Annotated in this window: 20 protein-coding genes and 1 pseudogene; 10 read left to right on the forward strand and 11 right to left on the reverse strand. The window is 67.2% G+C overall.

The features are described from left to right. Positions 1–292, forward strand: a 292-nt coding sequence (locus A5698_RS24635; RefSeq protein WP_197506883.1) for a nitroreductase family protein, incomplete at its 5' end; no start/stop codon positions are given. Here A5698_RS24635 and mmsB read toward each other — a convergent pair. From mmsB to A5698_RS24670, 7 genes and pseudogenes are all read right to left on the reverse strand, one after another. Continuing rightward, on the reverse strand, positions 293–1168 hold the full coding sequence (gene mmsB / locus A5698_RS24640) for a 3-hydroxyisobutyrate dehydrogenase (protein ID WP_068302377.1): 876 nt from the start codon (positions 1166–1168) through the stop codon (positions 293–295). It abuts the gene before it with no gap. Between the two features lie 18 nt (positions 1169–1186). After that, positions 1187–2365 carry an acyl-CoA dehydrogenase family protein gene (locus tag A5698_RS24645; RefSeq protein ID WP_068302380.1) on the reverse strand — a complete coding sequence of 393 codons (1179 nt, stop codon included), beginning with the start codon at positions 2363–2365 and terminating at the stop codon, positions 1187–1189. A gap of 19 nt (positions 2366–2384) precedes the next feature. Then, positions 2385–3905: a CoA-acylating methylmalonate-semialdehyde dehydrogenase gene (locus A5698_RS24650; protein ID WP_068302383.1), complete on the reverse strand. Its 1521-nt coding sequence runs from the start codon at positions 3903–3905 to the stop codon at positions 2385–2387. A gap of 75 nt (positions 3906–3980) precedes the next feature. Next, positions 3981–4823 carry an LLM class F420-dependent oxidoreductase gene (locus A5698_RS24655; RefSeq protein ID WP_068302388.1) on the reverse strand — a complete coding sequence of 281 codons (843 nt, stop codon included), beginning with the start codon at positions 4821–4823 and terminating at the stop codon, positions 3981–3983. A gap of 21 nt (positions 4824–4844) precedes the next feature. Further along, positions 4845–5686, reverse strand: a pseudogene (locus tag A5698_RS24660) (LLM class F420-dependent oxidoreductase). A gap of 38 nt (positions 5687–5724) precedes the next feature. Continuing rightward, entirely contained in the window at positions 5725–7218 is a 1494-nt protein-coding gene (locus A5698_RS24665; RefSeq protein WP_068302391.1) for an ATP-binding protein, read from the reverse strand. Further along, positions 7218–8885, reverse strand: a complete 1668-nt coding sequence (locus tag A5698_RS24670; RefSeq protein WP_068302394.1) for an NAD(P)/FAD-dependent oxidoreductase — start codon at positions 8883–8885, stop codon at positions 7218–7220. Before A5698_RS24670 ends, A5698_RS24665 begins: the two co-directional genes overlap by 1 nt. A 281-nt stretch (positions 8886–9166) precedes the next feature. On the opposite strand from A5698_RS24670, the gene infA reads away from it, so the two are divergent. From infA to truA, 8 genes are all read left to right on the forward strand, one after another. After that, the gene (gene infA, locus A5698_RS24675; RefSeq protein ID WP_003418601.1) at positions 9167–9388 is read left to right on the forward strand and encodes a translation initiation factor IF-1; all 222 of its coding nucleotides are present in this window, start codon (positions 9167–9169) and stop codon (positions 9386–9388) included. Positions 9389–9418: 30 nt separating this feature from the next. Next, positions 9419–9532 (forward strand): 50S ribosomal protein L36, encoded by a 114-nt coding sequence (gene rpmJ / locus A5698_RS28230; RefSeq protein ID WP_003879483.1) that lies wholly within the window; start codon positions 9419–9421, stop codon positions 9530–9532. Between the two features lie 181 nt (positions 9533–9713). Then, entirely contained in the window at positions 9714–10088 is a 375-nt protein-coding gene (rpsM, locus tag A5698_RS24680) for a 30S ribosomal protein S13 (protein ID WP_064345640.1), read from the forward strand. 4 nt (positions 10089–10092) lie between these two features. Beyond that, a complete protein-coding gene (rpsK, locus tag A5698_RS24685) occupies positions 10093–10506 on the forward strand; it encodes a 30S ribosomal protein S11 (RefSeq protein ID WP_067091152.1) in 414 nt (137 codons plus the stop codon). 21 nt (positions 10507–10527) lie between these two features. Continuing rightward, a complete protein-coding gene (gene rpsD, locus A5698_RS24690; protein ID WP_064413278.1) occupies positions 10528–11133 on the forward strand; it encodes a 30S ribosomal protein S4 in 606 nt (201 codons plus the stop codon). A gap of 74 nt (positions 11134–11207) precedes the next feature. After that, a complete protein-coding gene (locus tag A5698_RS24695) occupies positions 11208–12260 on the forward strand; it encodes a DNA-directed RNA polymerase subunit alpha (RefSeq protein WP_067091154.1) in 1053 nt (350 codons plus the stop codon). 60 nt (positions 12261–12320) lie between these two features. Further along, on the forward strand, positions 12321–12908 hold the full coding sequence (gene rplQ, locus A5698_RS24700) for a 50S ribosomal protein L17 (protein ID WP_067091158.1): 588 nt from the start codon (positions 12321–12323) through the stop codon (positions 12906–12908). Between the two features lie 7 nt (positions 12909–12915). Then, positions 12916–13785 carry a tRNA pseudouridine(38-40) synthase TruA gene (gene truA, locus A5698_RS24705; RefSeq protein ID WP_067091161.1) on the forward strand — a complete coding sequence of 290 codons (870 nt, stop codon included), beginning with the start codon at positions 12916–12918 and terminating at the stop codon, positions 13783–13785. On the opposite strand, the gene A5698_RS24710 is transcribed toward truA, so the two are convergent. The 4 genes from A5698_RS24710 to A5698_RS24725 form a co-directional block, all read right to left on the reverse strand. Continuing rightward, a complete protein-coding gene (locus A5698_RS24710) occupies positions 13782–14438 on the reverse strand; it encodes a cutinase family protein (protein WP_082964037.1) in 657 nt (218 codons plus the stop codon). The genes truA and A5698_RS24710 overlap by 4 nt on opposite strands. Positions 14439–14540: 102 nt before the next feature. Further along, the gene (locus A5698_RS24715) at positions 14541–15200 is read right to left on the reverse strand and encodes a cutinase family protein (protein ID WP_067091165.1); all 660 of its coding nucleotides are present in this window, start codon (positions 15198–15200) and stop codon (positions 14541–14543) included. A 27-nt stretch (positions 15201–15227) separates the two neighbouring features. Then, positions 15228–15938 carry a cutinase family protein gene (locus A5698_RS24720; protein ID WP_067091168.1) on the reverse strand — a complete coding sequence of 237 codons (711 nt, stop codon included), beginning with the start codon at positions 15936–15938 and terminating at the stop codon, positions 15228–15230. A 33-nt stretch (positions 15939–15971) separates the two neighbouring features. Then, positions 15972–16991, reverse strand: coding sequence for an EamA family transporter (locus A5698_RS24725; RefSeq protein WP_068302397.1), 1020 nt, complete (start codon positions 16989–16991; stop codon positions 15972–15974). A 76-nt stretch (positions 16992–17067) separates the two neighbouring features. Between A5698_RS24725 and A5698_RS24730 the strand changes: the two genes are divergently transcribed. After that, the gene (locus tag A5698_RS24730; RefSeq protein ID WP_067091173.1) at positions 17068–17622 is read left to right on the forward strand and encodes a CGNR zinc finger domain-containing protein; all 555 of its coding nucleotides are present in this window, start codon (positions 17068–17070) and stop codon (positions 17620–17622) included. The last annotated feature ends 8 nt before the right edge of the window (positions 17623–17630 follow it).

Here is a 17630-nt window from a genome sequence, read left to right on the forward strand (position 1 = left end):
CATGCCGTCACCATTTGTGGGCGAGTCGTCGTTCTTCGGATCGATCTATCCCAGCGTGCAGAACCTGCTGCTCGCCGCGCGGGCGATGGGGCTCGGCGCGTCGCTGATCACCTTGCCGCTGTGGAGCGTCACCTCCGCTCGGCGCACCCTGGGGCTGCCACTGACGGTGACGCCGGTGTGCGTCGTGCCGATGGGCTGGCCGCGTGGACGGTACGGGCCCACCACCCGCAGGCCCGTCGGGCAGGTCACGCACCTCGACCGGTACGGCGAGCGCGCCTGGGCCGACCGGTGATCAGTTGCCGCGCAGCAACTCGATCACCGCGCTGAAGTCCTTGTCCGCATGGTCGGCGGCGAACTTCTTGTAGATCTCGGCGGCGTGGCTGCCCAGCGGCGCGTTCGAACCCGTCGACTCGACCGCCGCCATGGCCAGCCCGAGGTCCTTGTTCATCAACGCGGTGGCGAAGCCGGGCTTGAAATCGTTGTTGGCCGGTGACGTCGGAACCGGTCCCGGGACAGGGCAATTGGTGTGCACCGACCAGCAGTTGCCGGTGGCGCCGGTGATCACGTCGAACAGGGACTGCGCCGACAGGCCGAGCTTCTCGGCCAGCACGAAGGCCTCACCGATCGCGATCTGCTCCACCGCGAGCACCATGTTGTTGCACAGCTTGGCCGCTTGGCCGGTGCCCGACGGGCCGCAGTGAATGACCTTGCCCGCCAAAGGCTCCAGCACGGGCCTGGCCCGCTCGACGGCGAAATCCTCACCGCCGACCATGAACGCCAGCGTGCCCGCGGTCGCGCCCTTCACCCCGCCGGACACCGGGGCGTCGAGTTGTGCGAAGCCACGCTCGAGCGCCTGCTGGTGAATGGACCGCGCATCGTCGACCGAGATCGTCGAGGTGTCGATGAACAGCGCGTCGGTCCTGGCGGCGGGTAGCACCTCGGCGTAGCACGCCTTCACGATGTCGCCGTTGGGCAGCGAGGTGATCACGACCTCGGCGTCGGTGACCGCCTCAGCGCCGCTGTCGATCACCGACACGCCCCGCTCGGCCGCTGCCGATTTCAGCGCGGGCACGGGATCGAACCCGCGGACGGTGTGGCCGGCCGCGACCAGGTTGGCCGCCATCGGGCCACCCATGTTGCCCAGCCCCAGGAACGCGATCGTCGTCATTCACAAACCCTTTCAGCGTTATGTGGACGCCCGCACCTTGGCGGCCTGCGACCGCCCGATGACCACGCGCATGATCTCGTTGGTCCCCTCGAGGATCCGGTGCACCCGCAGGTCGCGGACGATCTTCTCCAGGCCGTACTCGTTGAGATAGCCGTAGCCGCCGTGCAACTGCAGCGCCTGATCGGCGACGGTGAAGCATGACTCGGTGACGTGGAGCTTGGCCATCGCGCACAGTTCGACCTTGTCCGGATGGTTCTCGTCCAACGCGGTGGCCGCCCGCCACAACAGGTTTCGCGACGTTTCCAATGCGGTGGCCATGTCGGCGATGGTGAACCGGATGGTGGGCTCGTCGAGTAGCGCGCCGCCGAACGCCTCGCGGTCGCGGACGTAGGCGACGGCCTTGTCGTAGGCGGCCTGGGCGCCGCCGAGCGAACACGCGGCGATGTTGATCCGTCCGCCGTTGAGCCCGTTCATCGCGATGCCGAAGCCGGTGCCCTCGCCGTCGGTGCCGCCGAGCATCGCATCGGCAGGTACCCGCACACCTTCGAAGATCACCTGGGCGGTGGGCTGGGCGTGCCAGCCCATCTTCTCCTCGTCGGCCCCGAAAGTCAGCCCGGGCGTGTCCTTTTCGACGATGAACGTGGAGATGCCCTTTGATTTCGGCTGCGGGCCGTCGCCGCCGGTGCGTGCCATCACCACGTACAGGTCGGAGGCTCCGGCGCCGGAGATGAACTGCTTGACCCCGTCGAGCACATAGTGGTCGCCCTCACGAACAGCCTTGGTGCGCAACGCGCTCGCATCGGAGCCCGCGCCGGGTTCGGTCAGGCAGTAGCTGGCGATCAGCTCCATCGACGCCAACCGCGGCACCAGGCTCTTGCGCTGTTCGGGGGTGCCGTAGGTGTCGACCATCCACGTGCACATGTTGTGAATGGACAAGAATGCCGCCACCGTTGGATCCGCCATCGCGAGTTGCTCGAAGATCCGCACGCCGTCCAGCCGGCGCAATCCGCTGCCGCCGACATCCTCGTTGCAGTACACCGCCGCCATGCCCAGCTCGGCGGCCTCACGCAGTACGTCGGTGGGGAAGTGGTGCGTCTTGTCCCACTCCAACGCGAACGGCGCGAGCCGCTTCTCGGCGAACGCGGCCGCCGTCTCGGCGATCACCCGCTCGTCGTCGTCGAGCCCGAAATAGTGCATGCTGCGGTGGTCTCGTGCGCTACTTCATCGTCGGCAGGACGAACTCAGCGCCGTCCTTGATGCCGGACGGCCACCGCTGCGTGACGGTCTTGGTCTTCGTGTAGAACAGGATCGAATGCGGACCGTGCTGGTTGAGGTCCCCGAAACCGGACCGCTTCCAACCGCCGAAGGTGTGATAGGCCACCGGCACCGGGATCGGAACGTTGACGCCGACCATGCCGACCTGCACGCGTGACACGAAGTCGCGGGCCGCGTCGCCGTCGCGGGTGAAGATCGCGACGCCGTTGCCGTACTCGTGCTCCGAGGGCAGTGCGAGGGCCTCTTCGTAATCCTTGGCGCGCACGATGCACAACACCGGTCCGAAGATCTCATCGGTGTAGATCGACATGTCGGTGGTGACGTGGTCGAACAGGGTGGGGCCGATGAACCAGCCGTTCTCCAGGCTGTCGTCACCGAATTGCAGTTCGTCACTGGCGCGTTCACGGCCGTCGACCACGATCTCGGCGCCCGCCTCGACACCGGCGTCGATGTAGCCGCGCACGCGCCGAAGCGCTGCTTCGGTCACCAGCGGCCCGTAATCGGCCTTCGGGTCGAGACTGTGGCCCACCCGCAGATTGTTGATCCGCTCGACGAGCCTGGCCCGCAAGCGATCTGCGGTCTCGTCGCCGACAGGTACCGCGACACTGATCGCCATGCAGCGCTCACCCGCACTGCCGTAGCCGGCGCCGATCAGCGCGTCGACGGCCTGGTCGAGATCGGCATCGGGCATCACGATCATGTGGTTTTTCGCGCCGCCGAAGCACTGCGCGCGCTTTCCGTTTGCCGTCGCGCCCGCATAGATGTACTGCGCGATGTCGGAGCTTCCGACGAAGCCGACGGCCTGGATCGCCGGGTGTTCGAGGATGGCGTCGACGGCTTCCTTGTCACCCTGCACGACCTGGAAGACACCGGGGGGCAGGCCCGCCTCGAGGAACAGCTCGGCCAGGCGGAGCGGCACCGAGGGGTCCCGCTCGGACGGTTTGAGGATGAAGGCGTTGCCGCACGCCAATGCGGGGCCCGCCTTCCACAGCGGAATCATCGCCGGGAAGTTGAACGGTGTGATGCCCGCGACGACACCGAGCGGCTGTCGCAGCGAGTAGACGTCGATGCCGGGGCCGGCGCCCTCGGTGTACTCGCCCTTGAGCAGGTGCGGGATGCCGACGCTGAACTCGATGACCTCGAGGCCGCGCTGGATGTCGCCGAGCGAGTCGGCGTGGGTTTTGCCGTGCTCGAGAGACAGCATTCGAGCGAGCTCGTCGGCGTTCTGGTTGACCAGCTCGATGAACTTCATCAGCACGCGCGCGCGGCGCTGGGGGTTCCACGCCGCCCATTCCTTCTGCGCCTTGGCCGCGCCGGCGACCGCCGCGTCGACGTCGGCCGTCGAGGCCATCGACACCTGCGCCTGCACTTCACCGGTGCTGGGATTGAAGATGTCGGCAGTGCGGCTCGATTGTCCGTTCGTGCGCTTGCCGTCGATGAAATGCGGAACCTGGGTGGTCATGAGCGTGCCCCTCACTGAATAGATAGTTGGATATCCTAGTAATGCGGGGCCAGCCGACGCAAGACGCGTCGTTGCTTAGTTTTTCAGGCCGAGCGGGCCCGCCAATTCGGTGAGTGTGGGGATCAGAACGTCCCAGCCGCCGAGCACCTGGATCGCAACATGATCGGCACCGGCGTCGAGGTGCTCGTTGAGTCGCGCGGCGATCGAGTCGGGTGTGCCGTGCGCGACGAGTGCGTCGATCAACCGGTCGCTCCCGGGCTTCTCGACGTCGTCATCGGTGAATCCCAACCGCTTCCAGTTGTTCAGGTAGTTCGACAGGTTCAGGTAGAAATCGATTGTCTGCCTGCCGATCTCGCGCGACGCCTCAGCGTCGCGGGCCAGCACGACCTTGTGCTCGGGTGCGATGAAGACCGTGGGTCCGAGCAGGTTTCGTGACTCCCCGGTGTGCTGTGGGGTGGTGAGGTACGGGTGCGCCCCCGCGCTGCGCTGCGCTGAGAGCTTCAGCACCTTGGGCCCGAGCGCCGCGACCACCCGGCGACTGGTCGGGACCTTCTTCGCGTCCAACGCGTCGAGGTATTCGACGAGCACGTCGTAGGGCTTGCGGTACTCCTCGGTGTGTTCGGGGTGGCCGATACCGATGCCCAGAAGAAAGCGGCCCGGATATGCGTCCTCGACGCGGTGGTATGCCTCGGCGACCTCGTCGGCCGGCGCCGTCCACACGTTGATGATGCCGGTGGCGACCGTGAGGTTCTCGGTGCGCTCGAGGATGGGCTCGACGTATTCGAGGTCGCCGGCAGGGGATCCGCCGATCCACACCGCGCCGTAGCCGAGTTTCTCGATCTCCACGGCCTGTTCGGGCTTCGGTGCCCCGAACGTCCAGACGCCGTAGCGGCCGAGGTTGGGCTTGAGCTCAGTCATGCGGATCCCTTCGTGGTGACGTCACTTCAAGCCGAGCGGACCCGCCAACTGCGCCAACGCGTCCACCAGCTTGTCCGGTCCGGTGAGCACCTGCACGGGCACGTGGTCGGCGCCCGCGGCGTGATGCTCCTCGAGTCGTGCGGCTATGGCGTCGACGGTGCCATACGCCACCACGGAGTCGACAAGCCGGTCGCCACCCGGCTTCGCTCTCTCGTCATCGGTGAATCCGAGGCGCTTCCAGTTGTTGAGGTAGTTGCGGAGATTGAGGTAGATGTCGAGCGCCTTGCGACCGACCGCACGCGCCTGCTCAGCGTCCGTCGTCAGCACCACCTTGTGTTCCGGCGCGAGGAACGCATCCGCTCCGATGATCTTGCGCGCCTCGGCGGTGTGTTCGGGTGTCGTCAGGTACGGATGCGCGCCGGCGGAGCGTTCGGCGGACAGCTTGAGCACCCGCGGACCCAGCGCGGCGACGACCCGTCGGTCCTTCGGCACCCCGTACTCGTCGAGCTTGTCGAGGTAGTCCGTGAGCGCGTCATACGGCTTGCGGTACTCGGTGTGGGCCTCGGGGTGGCCGACGCCGATGCCCAGAAAGAAGCGTCCCGGGTAGGCCTTCTCGATGCGGTGGAACGACTGACCGGACCGGCTTCGGCGGTCCAGATGTTGACGATGCCGGTGGCGAGCTTGAGGTTGGTGGTCGCTTCGAGAATCGGTTCCACCCAGTCCAACTCGGCCGCGGGGGAGCCACCCGCCCAGATCGCGCCGTATCCGAGGTCTTCGATCGCCCGCAGCCGCTCCGGGGCCAATCGCTGCCACATGGAGTAGTGGCCGAACGCGCCGTAGGAACCGAGATCGGGTTTCGTCATTTTCGCTCCAACTTCTCGGTGTCGACGGGATATTCCGGCTATCCGGCCGTGACGGGAAGTTCCGTCGGCGTCGGCGCCTCGGGGGCGGGGGCGACCAACGGCAGGTCGATGACGAACCGGGTGTCGCCGGGTGCGGACGTGACCCGGATGTCGCCGTGATGCTTCTCGACGATGATGCGTCGGGCGAGGTCCAGTCCCAGGCCGGTGCCCTGGCCGAACGGTTTGGTGGTGAAGAACGGGGTGAAGATGCGGTCGATGTTCTCTACGGCGATGCCCTGGCCGTCATCGCAGATCTCGACCCGGATCATCTCGTCGTTCACGCGCGACGTACGGATCGTCAGTGTGCCCTCGTAGTCCATCGCCTGAATCGCGTTGTCGATGACGTTGGTCCAGACCTCGTTGAGATCGCCTGGGTAGCACAATAATTGAGGCAGCGAGGTGTCCTTCTCCCACACCAGCTTCACCGGCTTGTCCTTGCCCACCTTGTCGCCGAAGATCGTCTTGATCGTGCTGTGGATCAGCTCGTGAACGTTGGCGGCCTGGTACTCACTGCGGTCCATCTGGGAGTACTGCTTGGCGCCGGCCAGCAGCGCGGAGATCCGCTTGCTGGCGTCGGCTATCTCGTTCATCCGCAGCTCGGCGTCGATTGTGTACTTCAACCAGCCCAGTGCGCTCTGCAGCGTGGCAGAGCAGTCGATGTCGTCGATCGAGGCCTGCACGCGTTCGAGCCAGTCGAGGTCGAGGCCCGCCTCGACGAACGTCGGCGCGTAATCCCAGGCACTGGCGATACCGCGGCTTTCGAGCCAGTCGCCGATCTGCTCCTCGCGGTCGGAGAGCTCCAGCGCGGTGAGCTCCTGCGCCTTCGACTTGGCGACCTGCTCGGCGACCTCGTCCTGAATCCGCACCAGCACCCGCAGCGCTTCCGGGGTGAACTTGCCGTCGGCCAGCATCGCGAGCTTGTGCCGCATCTTGCCGACGCCCTCGCGGAGATCGGCAACGGCGCGGGCCGCGGCGGCCGCGGGATTGTTGAGTTGATGGGTCAGCCCCGCGGTGATGGTGCCCAGCGCCAGCAGCTTCTCGCGCTGACCGAGGATCTGGCTCTGCCGGCGGCCGCCGACGCGGTGACCCTCGAGCAGGTGCACGGCCATCGGGAACTCCGACTGCATGAACTTCGCGAACGCGTCGGCGTCGAGGACGAAGAACCGGGACGGCCTCGTCACGCGGACGGAGGCTTCGTAGAGGTGCTCTTCACCCGGGACGTAGGCAGACCAGGCGCCGCAGTACACCCCGCGCTGAGAGGTGCGGCCCGTCTCGATGTCCACCCCGCCCGAGCGCTTGGACATCACCAGTTCACCGTCGAGTAGGACGTAGAAGCAGGTCGCCGGGTCACCCTCGGTGCACACCGGGCCGGGTTCGAACGTCGCGATGTGGCCGTTGTCGCAAAGGACCTGCAGTTGCCGGTCGGTGAGCGCCTCGAACAGGAACAGCGTGCGCAGTTCGTCCGGAAGGCACTCGTGTTTCTTGTCGCCCATCACGCCTCCGCCAGGTATCGGTGCACCAACATCACCGCCATCGACCCTTCGCCGACGGCGGCCGCCACCCTCTTGGCGGATTCGGAACGCACATCTCCTGCAACAAACACACCGGGCACGCTTGTTTCCAGGTGGTGCGGCGGACGGTCCAGCGTCCAGCCGGCGACGTTGCGCAGATCGGGCCCGGCGAGGATGAATCCGTGGTCGTCGCGGGCGATGCCGGCCTGTTCGACCCAGTCGGTGCGGGGTTCGGCCCCGATGAAGATGAACATCCGCCCGCAGGTGTGTTCCTCCCGCTCACCGGTTTGCAGGTTCTCCAGGCAGATGCGTTCGAGGTGGCCGTTGCCCTCGACCTTGTGCACGGCGGTGTAGGACAGTTCGCGGATGTTGTCGGTCGCCCTGATCTGCTGGATCAGGTAGTAGGACATCGAGTCCTCCAGCGTGCGGCGGCAGACGATGCTCACCTTCTTCGCCGTGCGCGCCAGGAACATCGCGGCCTGGCCTGCGGAGTTCGCGCCGCCGATGACGAAGACCTCCTCGTCTTCGCATTCGGCGGCCACCGACGACGTGGCCCCGTAGTAGACGCCCGCACCGGTCAGGTCGGAGCAGCCCTCGGCGGGCAGCTGGCGGTACTCGACGCCCATCGCGAGGATCACCGCCCGCGTCCCGATCGATCTGCCGTCGGACAGGTGGACGGTGCGTGCGTTGCCGTCGATCTCGAGCGCGCTGACCTCGGCTGCGGTGATGAGCTCGGCCTCGAACTTCTCGGCCTGCCTGCGTGCCCGCTCGGCGAGCTGGGAGCCGGACACGCCGTCGGGAAAGCCCAGGTAGTTCTCGATCCGCGAGCTCTGTCCGGCCTGCCCACCCGTGGCCGTGCGTTCGATCAGCACGGTCTTGAGGCCCTCGGAGGCGCCGTAGACCGCCGCCGCCAGGCCCGCCGGGCCGCCGCCGATGACGACCAGGTCGTAGAAGTCCTCCGCGGGGGTGGTGGACAGGCCGAGCGTCGCGCCGAGTTCGGCGTCGTCGGGCGCGACCAGCGTCTCGCCCTGCTCGGTGATCACCACCGGAAGCGTCAGCCCGTCGAGACCCGCGGCGTCGAGCAGCTGTCTGCCCTTGGGCTCGTCGGCGCGGAACCACGTGTAGTAGAGCCGGTTGCGGGCGAGGAACTCGCGAACCTCCGACGAGCGCGCGTTCCACGGGTGGCCGATGATCTTGGTGTGCGGGATGGCGCGGTCGCCGGTCTCGCGCCACGCCTCGATCAGCGCGTCGATGACCGGGTAGAGCTTCTCCTCCGGCGGGTCCCACGGTTTGAGCAGGTAGTGGTCGAGATCGACGACGTTGATGGCGTCGATTGCGGCATGTGTGTCGGCATATGCGGTCAACAGCACCCGGCGGGCCATCGGGAAGATGTCCATCGCCTCTTCGAGGAATTCGATCCCGCTCATCTGCGGCATCCGGTAGTCGGCGACGAACACGGCGACGGTCTCACCGCGCAGCTTGAGTTCGTTGAGCGTCTCGAGAGCGTCGGGGCCGTTCTCTGCGCGCACGATCCGAAACCCCTCGCCGTAGTGGCGGCGCAGGTCGCGTGCGACGGCACGCGACACCGCCGGGTCGTCGTCCACGCTCAATATGACGGGTTTACGGGGCTGGGGCGAGGGGCCGGTCATCGCGTATAAGTATGCGCCTATCGTCCAGCCGATATCGGGGCGAGATTTCCCGGCTCACCGGGCGCGATGCTGATGGTCGGCGACAGTGGGTGGGGCGGTGCCGGCGCATTTTGGTCATCCGGTGGTCAGCGGGTATTCTTTACCAACGGTGCGGCGACCGCGCCGACTCTTTGCGTGCCCCTGTTCAGGAATTTCTGGCTACTGGCTCACGTTCTGTGGTCGGAGCGTTTGCTGTCCCAGCAGGCGCCAACGATCAGGACACGGAGGATCTCCGAAACACAATGGCCAAGAAAGACGGTGCCATAGAGGTCGAGGGTCGCGTGGTCGAACCCCTGCCCAATGCGATGTTCCGCATTGAGCTGGAGAACGGACACAAGGTCCTTGCCCACATCAGCGGCAAGATGCGGCAGCACTACATCCGCATCCTGCCCGAGGATCGCGTCGTGGTGGAGCTGTCTCCCTACGACCTGTCCCGGGGCCGCATCGTTTACCGGTACAAGTAAAGACACTTCGGAAGAACAGGATCGAACGCCGTGAAGGTGAACCCGAGCGTCAAGCCCATTTGCGATAAGTGCAGGGTGATCCGCCGGCATGGGCGGGTCATGGTGATCTGCTCTGATCCGCGCCACAAGCAGCGCCAAGGCTAGAACGCGCTGCTGCCAGACAACTGAATGACGAAATCCCGGTACCACTGAGCGGATACGCCGCTTGCGATGAGCCGTCAGGCGAAGAGCCAACGACTCTGAACGTCCGGCACGGAGGCCGGACCCCGAGACAGCGGGAACGGACTGGGACAAGACCTCCGCATAGAAGAAGGAACACTGCCTGATGGCACGTCTCGTGGGCGTTGATCTTCCGCGCGATAAGCGCATGGAGATCGCCCTGACCTACATCTACGGCGTCGGCCGTACCCGCTCCCAGGAGATCCTGGACGCCACCGGCATCAGCCGGGACCTGCGCACGAAGGACCTGACCGATGATCAGGTGACCCAGCTGCGCGATTACATCGAAGCGAACCTCAAGGTGGAGGGCGATCTGCGCCGCGAGGTGCAGGCCGACATCCGCCGCAAGATCGAGATCGGCTGCTACCAGGGTCTGCGGCACCGCCGTGGCCTCCCGGTGCGCGGCCAGCGGACCAAGACCAACGCGCGCACCCGCAAGGGCCCGAAGCGCACCATCGCGGGTAAGAAGAAGGCCAGGTAAGTAGATGCCTCCAGCTAAAAAGACGGCCGCCCCCAAGAAGGGTCAGAAGACCCGTCGCCGGGAAAAGAAGAACGTCCCGCACGGCGCCGCACACATCAAGAGCACGTTCAACAACACGATCGTGACCATCACCGACCCGTCGGGCAACGTCATCGCGTGGGCGTCGTCGGGCCACGTGGGCTTCAAGGGCTCGCGTAAGTCGACGCCGTTCGCCGCGCAGCTGGCGGCCGAGAACGCCGCCCGCAAGGCGCAGGAGCACGGCGTGAAGAAGGTCGACGTGTTCGTCAAGGGCCCGGGCTCGGGCCGCGAGACCGCGATCCGGTCGTTGCAGGCCGCCGGCCTCGAGGTCGGCGCGATCGCCGATGTCACGCCGCAGCCGCACAACGGATGCCGTCCGCCGAAGCGGCGCCGGGTCTAGTAGGACGAGGGAGAAACAGACATGGCTCGTTACACCGGACCCGCGACCCGCAAGTCACGCCGCCTCGGCGTCGACCTGGTCGGCGGCGATCAGTCGTTCGAGAAGCGCCCCTACCCGCCCGGCCAGCACGGCCGTGCGCGGATCAAGGAGAGCGAATACCGCCTGCAGTTGCAGGAGAAGCAGAAGGCCCGCTTTTCGTACGGAGTGATGGAGAAGCAGTTCCGTCGCTACTACGAAGAGGCCAACCGTCTGCCGGGCAAGACCGGTGACAACCTGCTGCGCATCCTGGAGAGCCGGCTGGACAACGTCATCTACCGCGCCGGCCTGGCCCGCACCCGCCGGATGGCGCGCCAGCTGGTCAGCCACGGGCACTTCCTGGTCAACGGTGTCAAGGTCGACATCCCGAGCTACCGGGTGTCGCAATACGACATCATCGACGTGAAGGAAAAGTCGCTCAACACCGATCCGTTCGTGATCGCCCGGGAGACCGCGGGCGAGCGGCCGATTCCGTCCTGGCTGCAGGTCGTCGGTGAGCGTCAGCGCATCCTGGTGCACCAGCTGCCCGAGCGCGCGCAGATCGACGTCCCGCTGTCCGAGCAGCTGATCGTCGAGCTCTACTCGAAGTAGTCTTCCCGCCGCTTGGATGGCGGTAGGGATTTGCGGCATCAAATAGCGGGTGCCGTAGAGGAGGAAAGAAACACATGCTGATTTCTCAGCGACCCACACTGTCCGAAGAGGTCAAGGCCGAGAACCGCTCTCAGTTCGTCATCGAACCCCTGGAGCCCGGTTTCGGTTACACCCTTGGCAATTCGCTTCGGCGCACGCTGCTGTCGTCCATCCCGGGCGCGGCGGTCACCAGCATCCGCATCGACGGGGTGCTGCACGAGTTCACCACGGTGCCCGGTGTCAAGGAAGACGTCACCGACATCATCTTGAACCTCAAGGGCCTGGTCGTCTCGTCGGAAGAGGACGAGCCGGTCACCATGTACCTGCGCAAGCAGGGGCCGGGTGAGGTCACCGCGGGTGACATCGTTCCGCCGGCCGGCGTGACGGTGCACAACCCCGAGATGCACATCGCCACCCTCAACGACAAGGGCAAGCTCGAGGTCGAGCTCGTCGTCGAGCGCGGTCGCGGTTACGTTCCCGCCGTGCAGAACAAGGCCTCCGGCGCCGAGATCGGCCGGATCCCGGTCGATTCGATCTACTCGCCGGTGCTCAAGGTCACCTACAAGGTGGAGGCCACCCGCGTCGAGCAGCGCACCGACTTCGACAAGCTGATCCTCGATGTCGAGACCAAGAATTCGATCACCCCGCGTGACGCGCTCGCCTCGGCGGGTAAGACGCTGGTCGAATTGTTCGGTCTGGCACGGGAACTCAACGTCGAGGCCGAGGGCATCGAGATCGGGCCGTCGCCGGCCGAGGCCGACCACATCGCCAGCTTCGCGCTGCCGATCGACGATCTGGACCTCACGGTGCGGTCGTACAACTGCCTCAAGCGCGAAGGCGTGCACACCGTGGGCGAACTGGTCGCTCGCACGGAGTCCGATCTGCTGGACATCCGCAACTTCGGCCAGAAGTCCATCGACGAGGTGAAGATCAAGCTGCACCAGCTGGGCCTTTCGCTCAAGGACAGCCCCGCCTCGTTCGACCCGTCCGAGGTCGCCGGTTACGACGTCGCCACCGGCACCTGGAACAGCGATGCCGGCTACGACCTGGACGACAACCAGGACTACGCCGAAACCGAACAGCTCTAAGCACAAACCGTCCCGGCCCTACCTGATACGGGGGCCGGCCCCATTTAGGAGATAGTCGCAATGCCCAAGCCCACCAAGGGCCCTCGCCTCGGCGGGTCGTCCTCGCACCAGAAGGCGCTCCTGGCCAACCTGGCCACGTCGCTTTTCGAGCACGGCCGCATCAAGACGACCGAGCCCAAAGCGCGGGCGTTGCGTCCTTACGCGGAGAAGCTCATCACGCACGCCAAGAAGGGCACGCTGCACAACCGGCGCGAGGTGATGAAGAAGATCCGCGACAAGGACATCGTGCATACGCTGTTCGCCGAGATCGGCCCGTTCTTCGCCGACCGTGAGGGCGGCTACACCCGCATCATCAAGGTCGAGAACCGCAAGGGCGACAACGCTCCCATGGCGGTCATCGAGCTGGTGCGGGAGAAGACGGTGACCTCCGAGGCCGACCGTGCCCGCCGGAGCCGCTCCGGCGGAGACATCCAGTCCGGCGCGGCGGGCTCGAAGACCGAGCAGCCGGTCGCGGCGGCAGCCGCGCCGCAGGCCGCGGTCGAGCCGGAGGCCGCCGAGGGTCCCACCGAGGACGAGTCGGTCGAGGAGGCCAAGGCCGAGTCCTCGGAAGTCGAGGCCGAAGCCGACAAGGATGACGACAAGTCCTGAGGACGCCATGAGCGGGCCCGCCATCGATTCCGGTGGCGGGCTCGTTCGTCTTCGGCTCGACATCGCCTACGACGGAACCGAATTCGCGGGTTGGGCCGTTCAGGCCGGACAGCGCACGGTCGCCGGCGTCATCGACGAGGCGCTGTCGACGGTGTTCCGCACTCCGGTGGTGACCCGCGCGGCGGGACGCACCGACACCGGGGTGCACGCGACCGGACAGGTCGCCCACGTCGACGTGCCGGAAGACGCCCTGGCGCACGCGTATCCGCGTACACCGCGGCCCGGCGACGGCGAGTTCCTGCCGTTGGTGCGTCGCCTCGGGCGGTTCCTGCCGGCCGATGTCCGCGTGCTGCAGATCGCGCGTGCCGCCCCTGGTTTCGACGCCCGGTTCTCCGCGCTGCGCAGGCACTACGTGTATCGGCTGTCGACGGCGCCGTACGGTGTCGAACCGCACGAGGCACGTTACGTGACCGCCTGGCCGCGTCCGCTCGACGTGGAGGCGATGACCGAGGCGTCCCGGAAACTATTGGGGCTGCACGATTTCGCCGCCTTCTGCCGGCACCGCGAGGGTGCCACCACCATCCGTGACCTGCAGCGGCTGGACTGGTCGAGCGAGGGCACCCGGGTCACCGCGCACGTCACCGCCGATGCGTTCTGCTGGTCGATGGTCCGCTCCCTCGTCGGGGCGCTGCTGGCGGTCGGTGAACACCGCCGCGAACCCGATTGGTGCGCGGGGCTGTTGACGGCCGAGCGACGGTCCAGCGAATTCGCGTCGGCGCCGCCGCAGGGGTTGACGCTCGTCAGTGTGGACTATCCGCCCGACGATCAACTCGAGGCCAGGACCAAGGTGACCCGCGACCTGCGGGTCGTCGACTAGATACGCCCCGCGATGAAGTCGGCCGCCTGGTTGACCATGCCTGCGTTGACGTACGCCCTCGCGGCGTGGTCGGGCCAGTTGCCCTCCCAGGTCTTGGGCTCGGCGGGGTTGCAGATCGGGTCGGCACCGTGGCACAGCTCGATGGTGCGCTCGCGGTAGAGCGGGCTGAAATTCGTGATCGGGCCGACCCACGCCGCGCCGTTGCCGAACAGCGCGACCGCGGCGATGTGGGTGTCCATGCCCTGGGGCAGCGGCTTCTTGAACCCGAACGCGGCGATCGGCGCGGCCAGCACGACGTCGGTCACCGCGGCGCCCAGGGAGTACCCACCGAGCACCAGCCGGGTGTCGGGGCACCGGGCCGCCATGTCTTGGATCCGTGAACTCATGTCATTGGCGCCGATGTCGACCTCGGTGTCGGCCGGGTACTGCACGGAGTAGAGACTGATGTTCTTGCTGGTCTTGCTGCGCAGCGCGCTGATGAGCGCGTTGCCGATCACGCCGGCACCGGGTGCTTCGGTGCGGCCGCGCGCGAAGATCAGCTCGACAGGCGGGCACGACTGTGCGGCTGCGACGGGCACGAGCCCCGGGCTGCCTTGCGGCACAGGCGCGATCAGACCCGCTACGGCGAGTGCGAGCGCTCCGGCGAGCAGCATCCCCCGGCGTCCCCAACAGCGAACAAGATCGTTTAGCACCTCGCCGATCTTATAGGACCTAATCAACGCGCAGGAAGGTAATCCGGCGCGCGTGCTGTGATGTCAGACCAGCCGCGCCACGAAATCCGCAGCCTGGTTCGCCATTCCGGCTCCGACGTAATCGCTGTGAGCGAACGGATTGCGGCCTCGGGAGCAGATCGGGTCGCCGTCGGTGCACAGGTCGATCGCGCGTCCCCCGAACAACGGAGCCGAGGTGATCGGGTTGTCGAACTTCGTGGCGGGGTTACCGAACACCGCCACCGCGGCGACGTTGGGTGCGACGTTCGGCGGCAGCACCGGCCCCAGGGCGCCGAGCCGGTTACCCAGCGGCGGCACCCCGGCGAGCATGTCGACGACCGCGGCGCCCTGCGAGAACCCGCCCAGCACGATGCGCGAGTCCGGGCACGACTGTGCGGTGTTGGAGATGAACGCCGCCGCGTCGGCGGCACCGTCTGCGGCCAGCGCGAAGTCGTAGGTGGCCGGATAGGCCACCCCGTATGCCGACAGGGTCCGGCCCCCGAGCTGAGGACGCAGGGCGTCGACCAACGCCTGGCCGACGCGACCGATACCCGGTGGTTCACCGGTGCCGCGGGCGAACACCACCGTGACGTCGGAGCAGCCCTGCGCCGAAACGGTCGCTGGCTGCAGCAGCGAGGGGATCAGGCCGATCGCCGCGATGACGGCTGCGGCGGCGAACCGACGATGAGGGCGCGCGAAATTCACGGGACGAGATGATATCGCCGCGCGGACTCAGACGAGTCCGGCGACAAAGTTCGCGGCCTCCTGAACCAGTCCGGCGGTGACGTAGTCGTTGTGCGCGAACGGGTTACGGCCGCGGGAGCAGATCGGGTCGCCGTCCTTGCACAGGTCTATCGCCCGGCCCGCGAACACCGACTTGGTGATCGGGTTGCTGAATTTGGCCGCCGGGTTGCCGAACACCGCGACGGCGGCCACGTTGGGCACCAGGCTGCCCGGCAACGGCGGAGCCGACCCGATCGAGCCGATCTTGTTGCCCAACGGCGGCACCCCCGCCAGCATGTCGACGACCGCCGCGCCCTGCGAGTAGCCGCCGAGCACGATGCGGGTGCTCGGGCACTGCTGCGAGAGCATCGCGACGCGGTTGGTGGCGTCGGTGGCGCCGTCGGCGGCGGCCAGGAAGTCGTAGGACGCGGGGTAGTTGACCGCGTAGGTGCTGATCGTGCTCCCGCTCTTCAGGCCCCGCAGTGCGTTGACGAACGCGGTGCCTGGAGTGCCGAGGCCCGGGGTGTCGTCGGTGCCGCGCGCGAAGATCACCTCGATGTCGCTGCACGACGACGAGGTTGCGCCGTACCCGGGGTAACCGGGGTCCACGGGGCCGGGCAGGGGACCTGGTTGGGCGGCCGCCAGCGGGGCCGCACCGCCGGCGAGCGCGCCGAGGACGGCCGCGGCCGCCAGTCGGGCCGTCACGCGCAGCAAAGTCACGCGGACATACTCACATACTGAGGGGTCCGGGGGCTAACAGTTCGCTCGGGCGGGCGTCTCCTCGAGCGGGCCCCCCGGCCAGCTCGCATTGGCAACCGCTTCAGAGCGGTCGCCGGCCCGGGCCAACGCCAGCCCGGCCAGGACGATGGCGCCACCGAACGCCTGGGTCGGGGAGATCGCCTCGCCGAGCAGGATCCACGCCGCCAGCACCGCGAACATGACCTCGGACAGGCCGACGAGCGACGCGAAGCGGGGCCGCAGCCGGGCGATGCCCATGATGCCCAGCGTGTAGGCGATCGCGGTGGCGACGATGCCCAGGGCGATGACCGGCACCGCCCACGACGTGGTGTACCCGGCGACGACAGTGTCGTTGGCGGTGAACGTCAGCGGCATCACTCCGGTCAGGCCGAGGAGGGTGACGGCGGCCGAACCGACGACCAGCCCGGCGGCGGACAGTGTGACGGGGTGGATCCCGTCATCACCGTCGGCAGTGAAGCCGACGTTGGCCGACATCACGAAGTACCCGGCGGCGCACAGGGCCGCCGCCAGGCCCCAGCCGACGCCGACGAGGTCGATGTGGGCGCCCGAGAACACGTCGAGCACCAGGGTGATCCCGGCGACCGCCAGCGCGACACCTGCCAGCGTCAACGTGGTCGGGCGGCGCCGGGTGGTGGCCCATACCCATGTCACGACGAGGACGGGCGCGGTGTACTCGAGCAGCAGCGCGACGCCGACCGAGAGGTGCGCGACGGCGTTGTAGTAGAACAGCTGGGCGCCGGCGATCGGCACCACCCCGTACGCCAGCACCGTGGTGGGGTGGCGCAGCGCCTCGCGGACCCATCCGCGCCTGACGACGGTCGCGAACAGCGCCATCACCAGCGCGCCACCCGCCAGCCGGGCGACGACCGCGGCGGTGGGGGTCCAGCCCGCCTCCATCAGCGCCTTCGCGAACGGCCCCGATGAGCCGAACGCGACCGCCGAACCCACCGCGAGGGCCAGCCCGAGTCGGAAGTGGTCGGCGGCTGGCCGCGCACCGGAACTCGTCACGGCCATGACCGCACCTCCGGGGATGTAATGAGTAAAATGAACTACGGTCCTGACACTAGCGAGGAGAGGCGTCATGAGTCAAATGCTTTTCAGTCATGACACCGAGCTCACCCTGCGGGCCGCGTGCGTCCTGATCAACAGCGACCGTGTCGACGGTGAGCGGATCGGGGACATGGCCTCGCTGAACGAGTACCTCGACAGCTTCGGCTGGACGGGCCGACGCGACTACGACGACGCCGAACTCGCGTCCGTCCACGGCCTGCGGGAGCGGCTCGGTCGGATCTGGGCGCTCGCCGACGACGAGGAAAGCACGGTGGATCAGGTCAACGCGTTGCTCAGCGACACGAACGCCTCGCCGTGGCTGACGCGGCATCCGGAGATGCCGGAGTGGCACCTGCACCTGGCATCGGTCGACGACCCGCTGTGGCAGCGCATGGGGGCCGAGATGGCGATGGCCCTGGCGGACCTCATCCGCATCGGCGAACTGCGCCGGCTCAAGATCTGCGCGGCATCCGACTGCGACGCGGTTCTGGTCGACCTGTCCCGCAATCGGTCGGGAAAGTTCTGCGACACCGGCAACTGCGGCAATCGCCAGCACGTGGCGGCGTATCGGGAGCGTCGAGCCCGAAAGCGGTGACGATCGGG

The sequence above is a fragment of the Mycobacterium sp. E136 genome (genome assembly GCF_001666865.1).
Lineage (GTDB): Bacteria > Actinomycetota > Actinomycetes > Mycobacteriales > Mycobacteriaceae > Mycobacterium.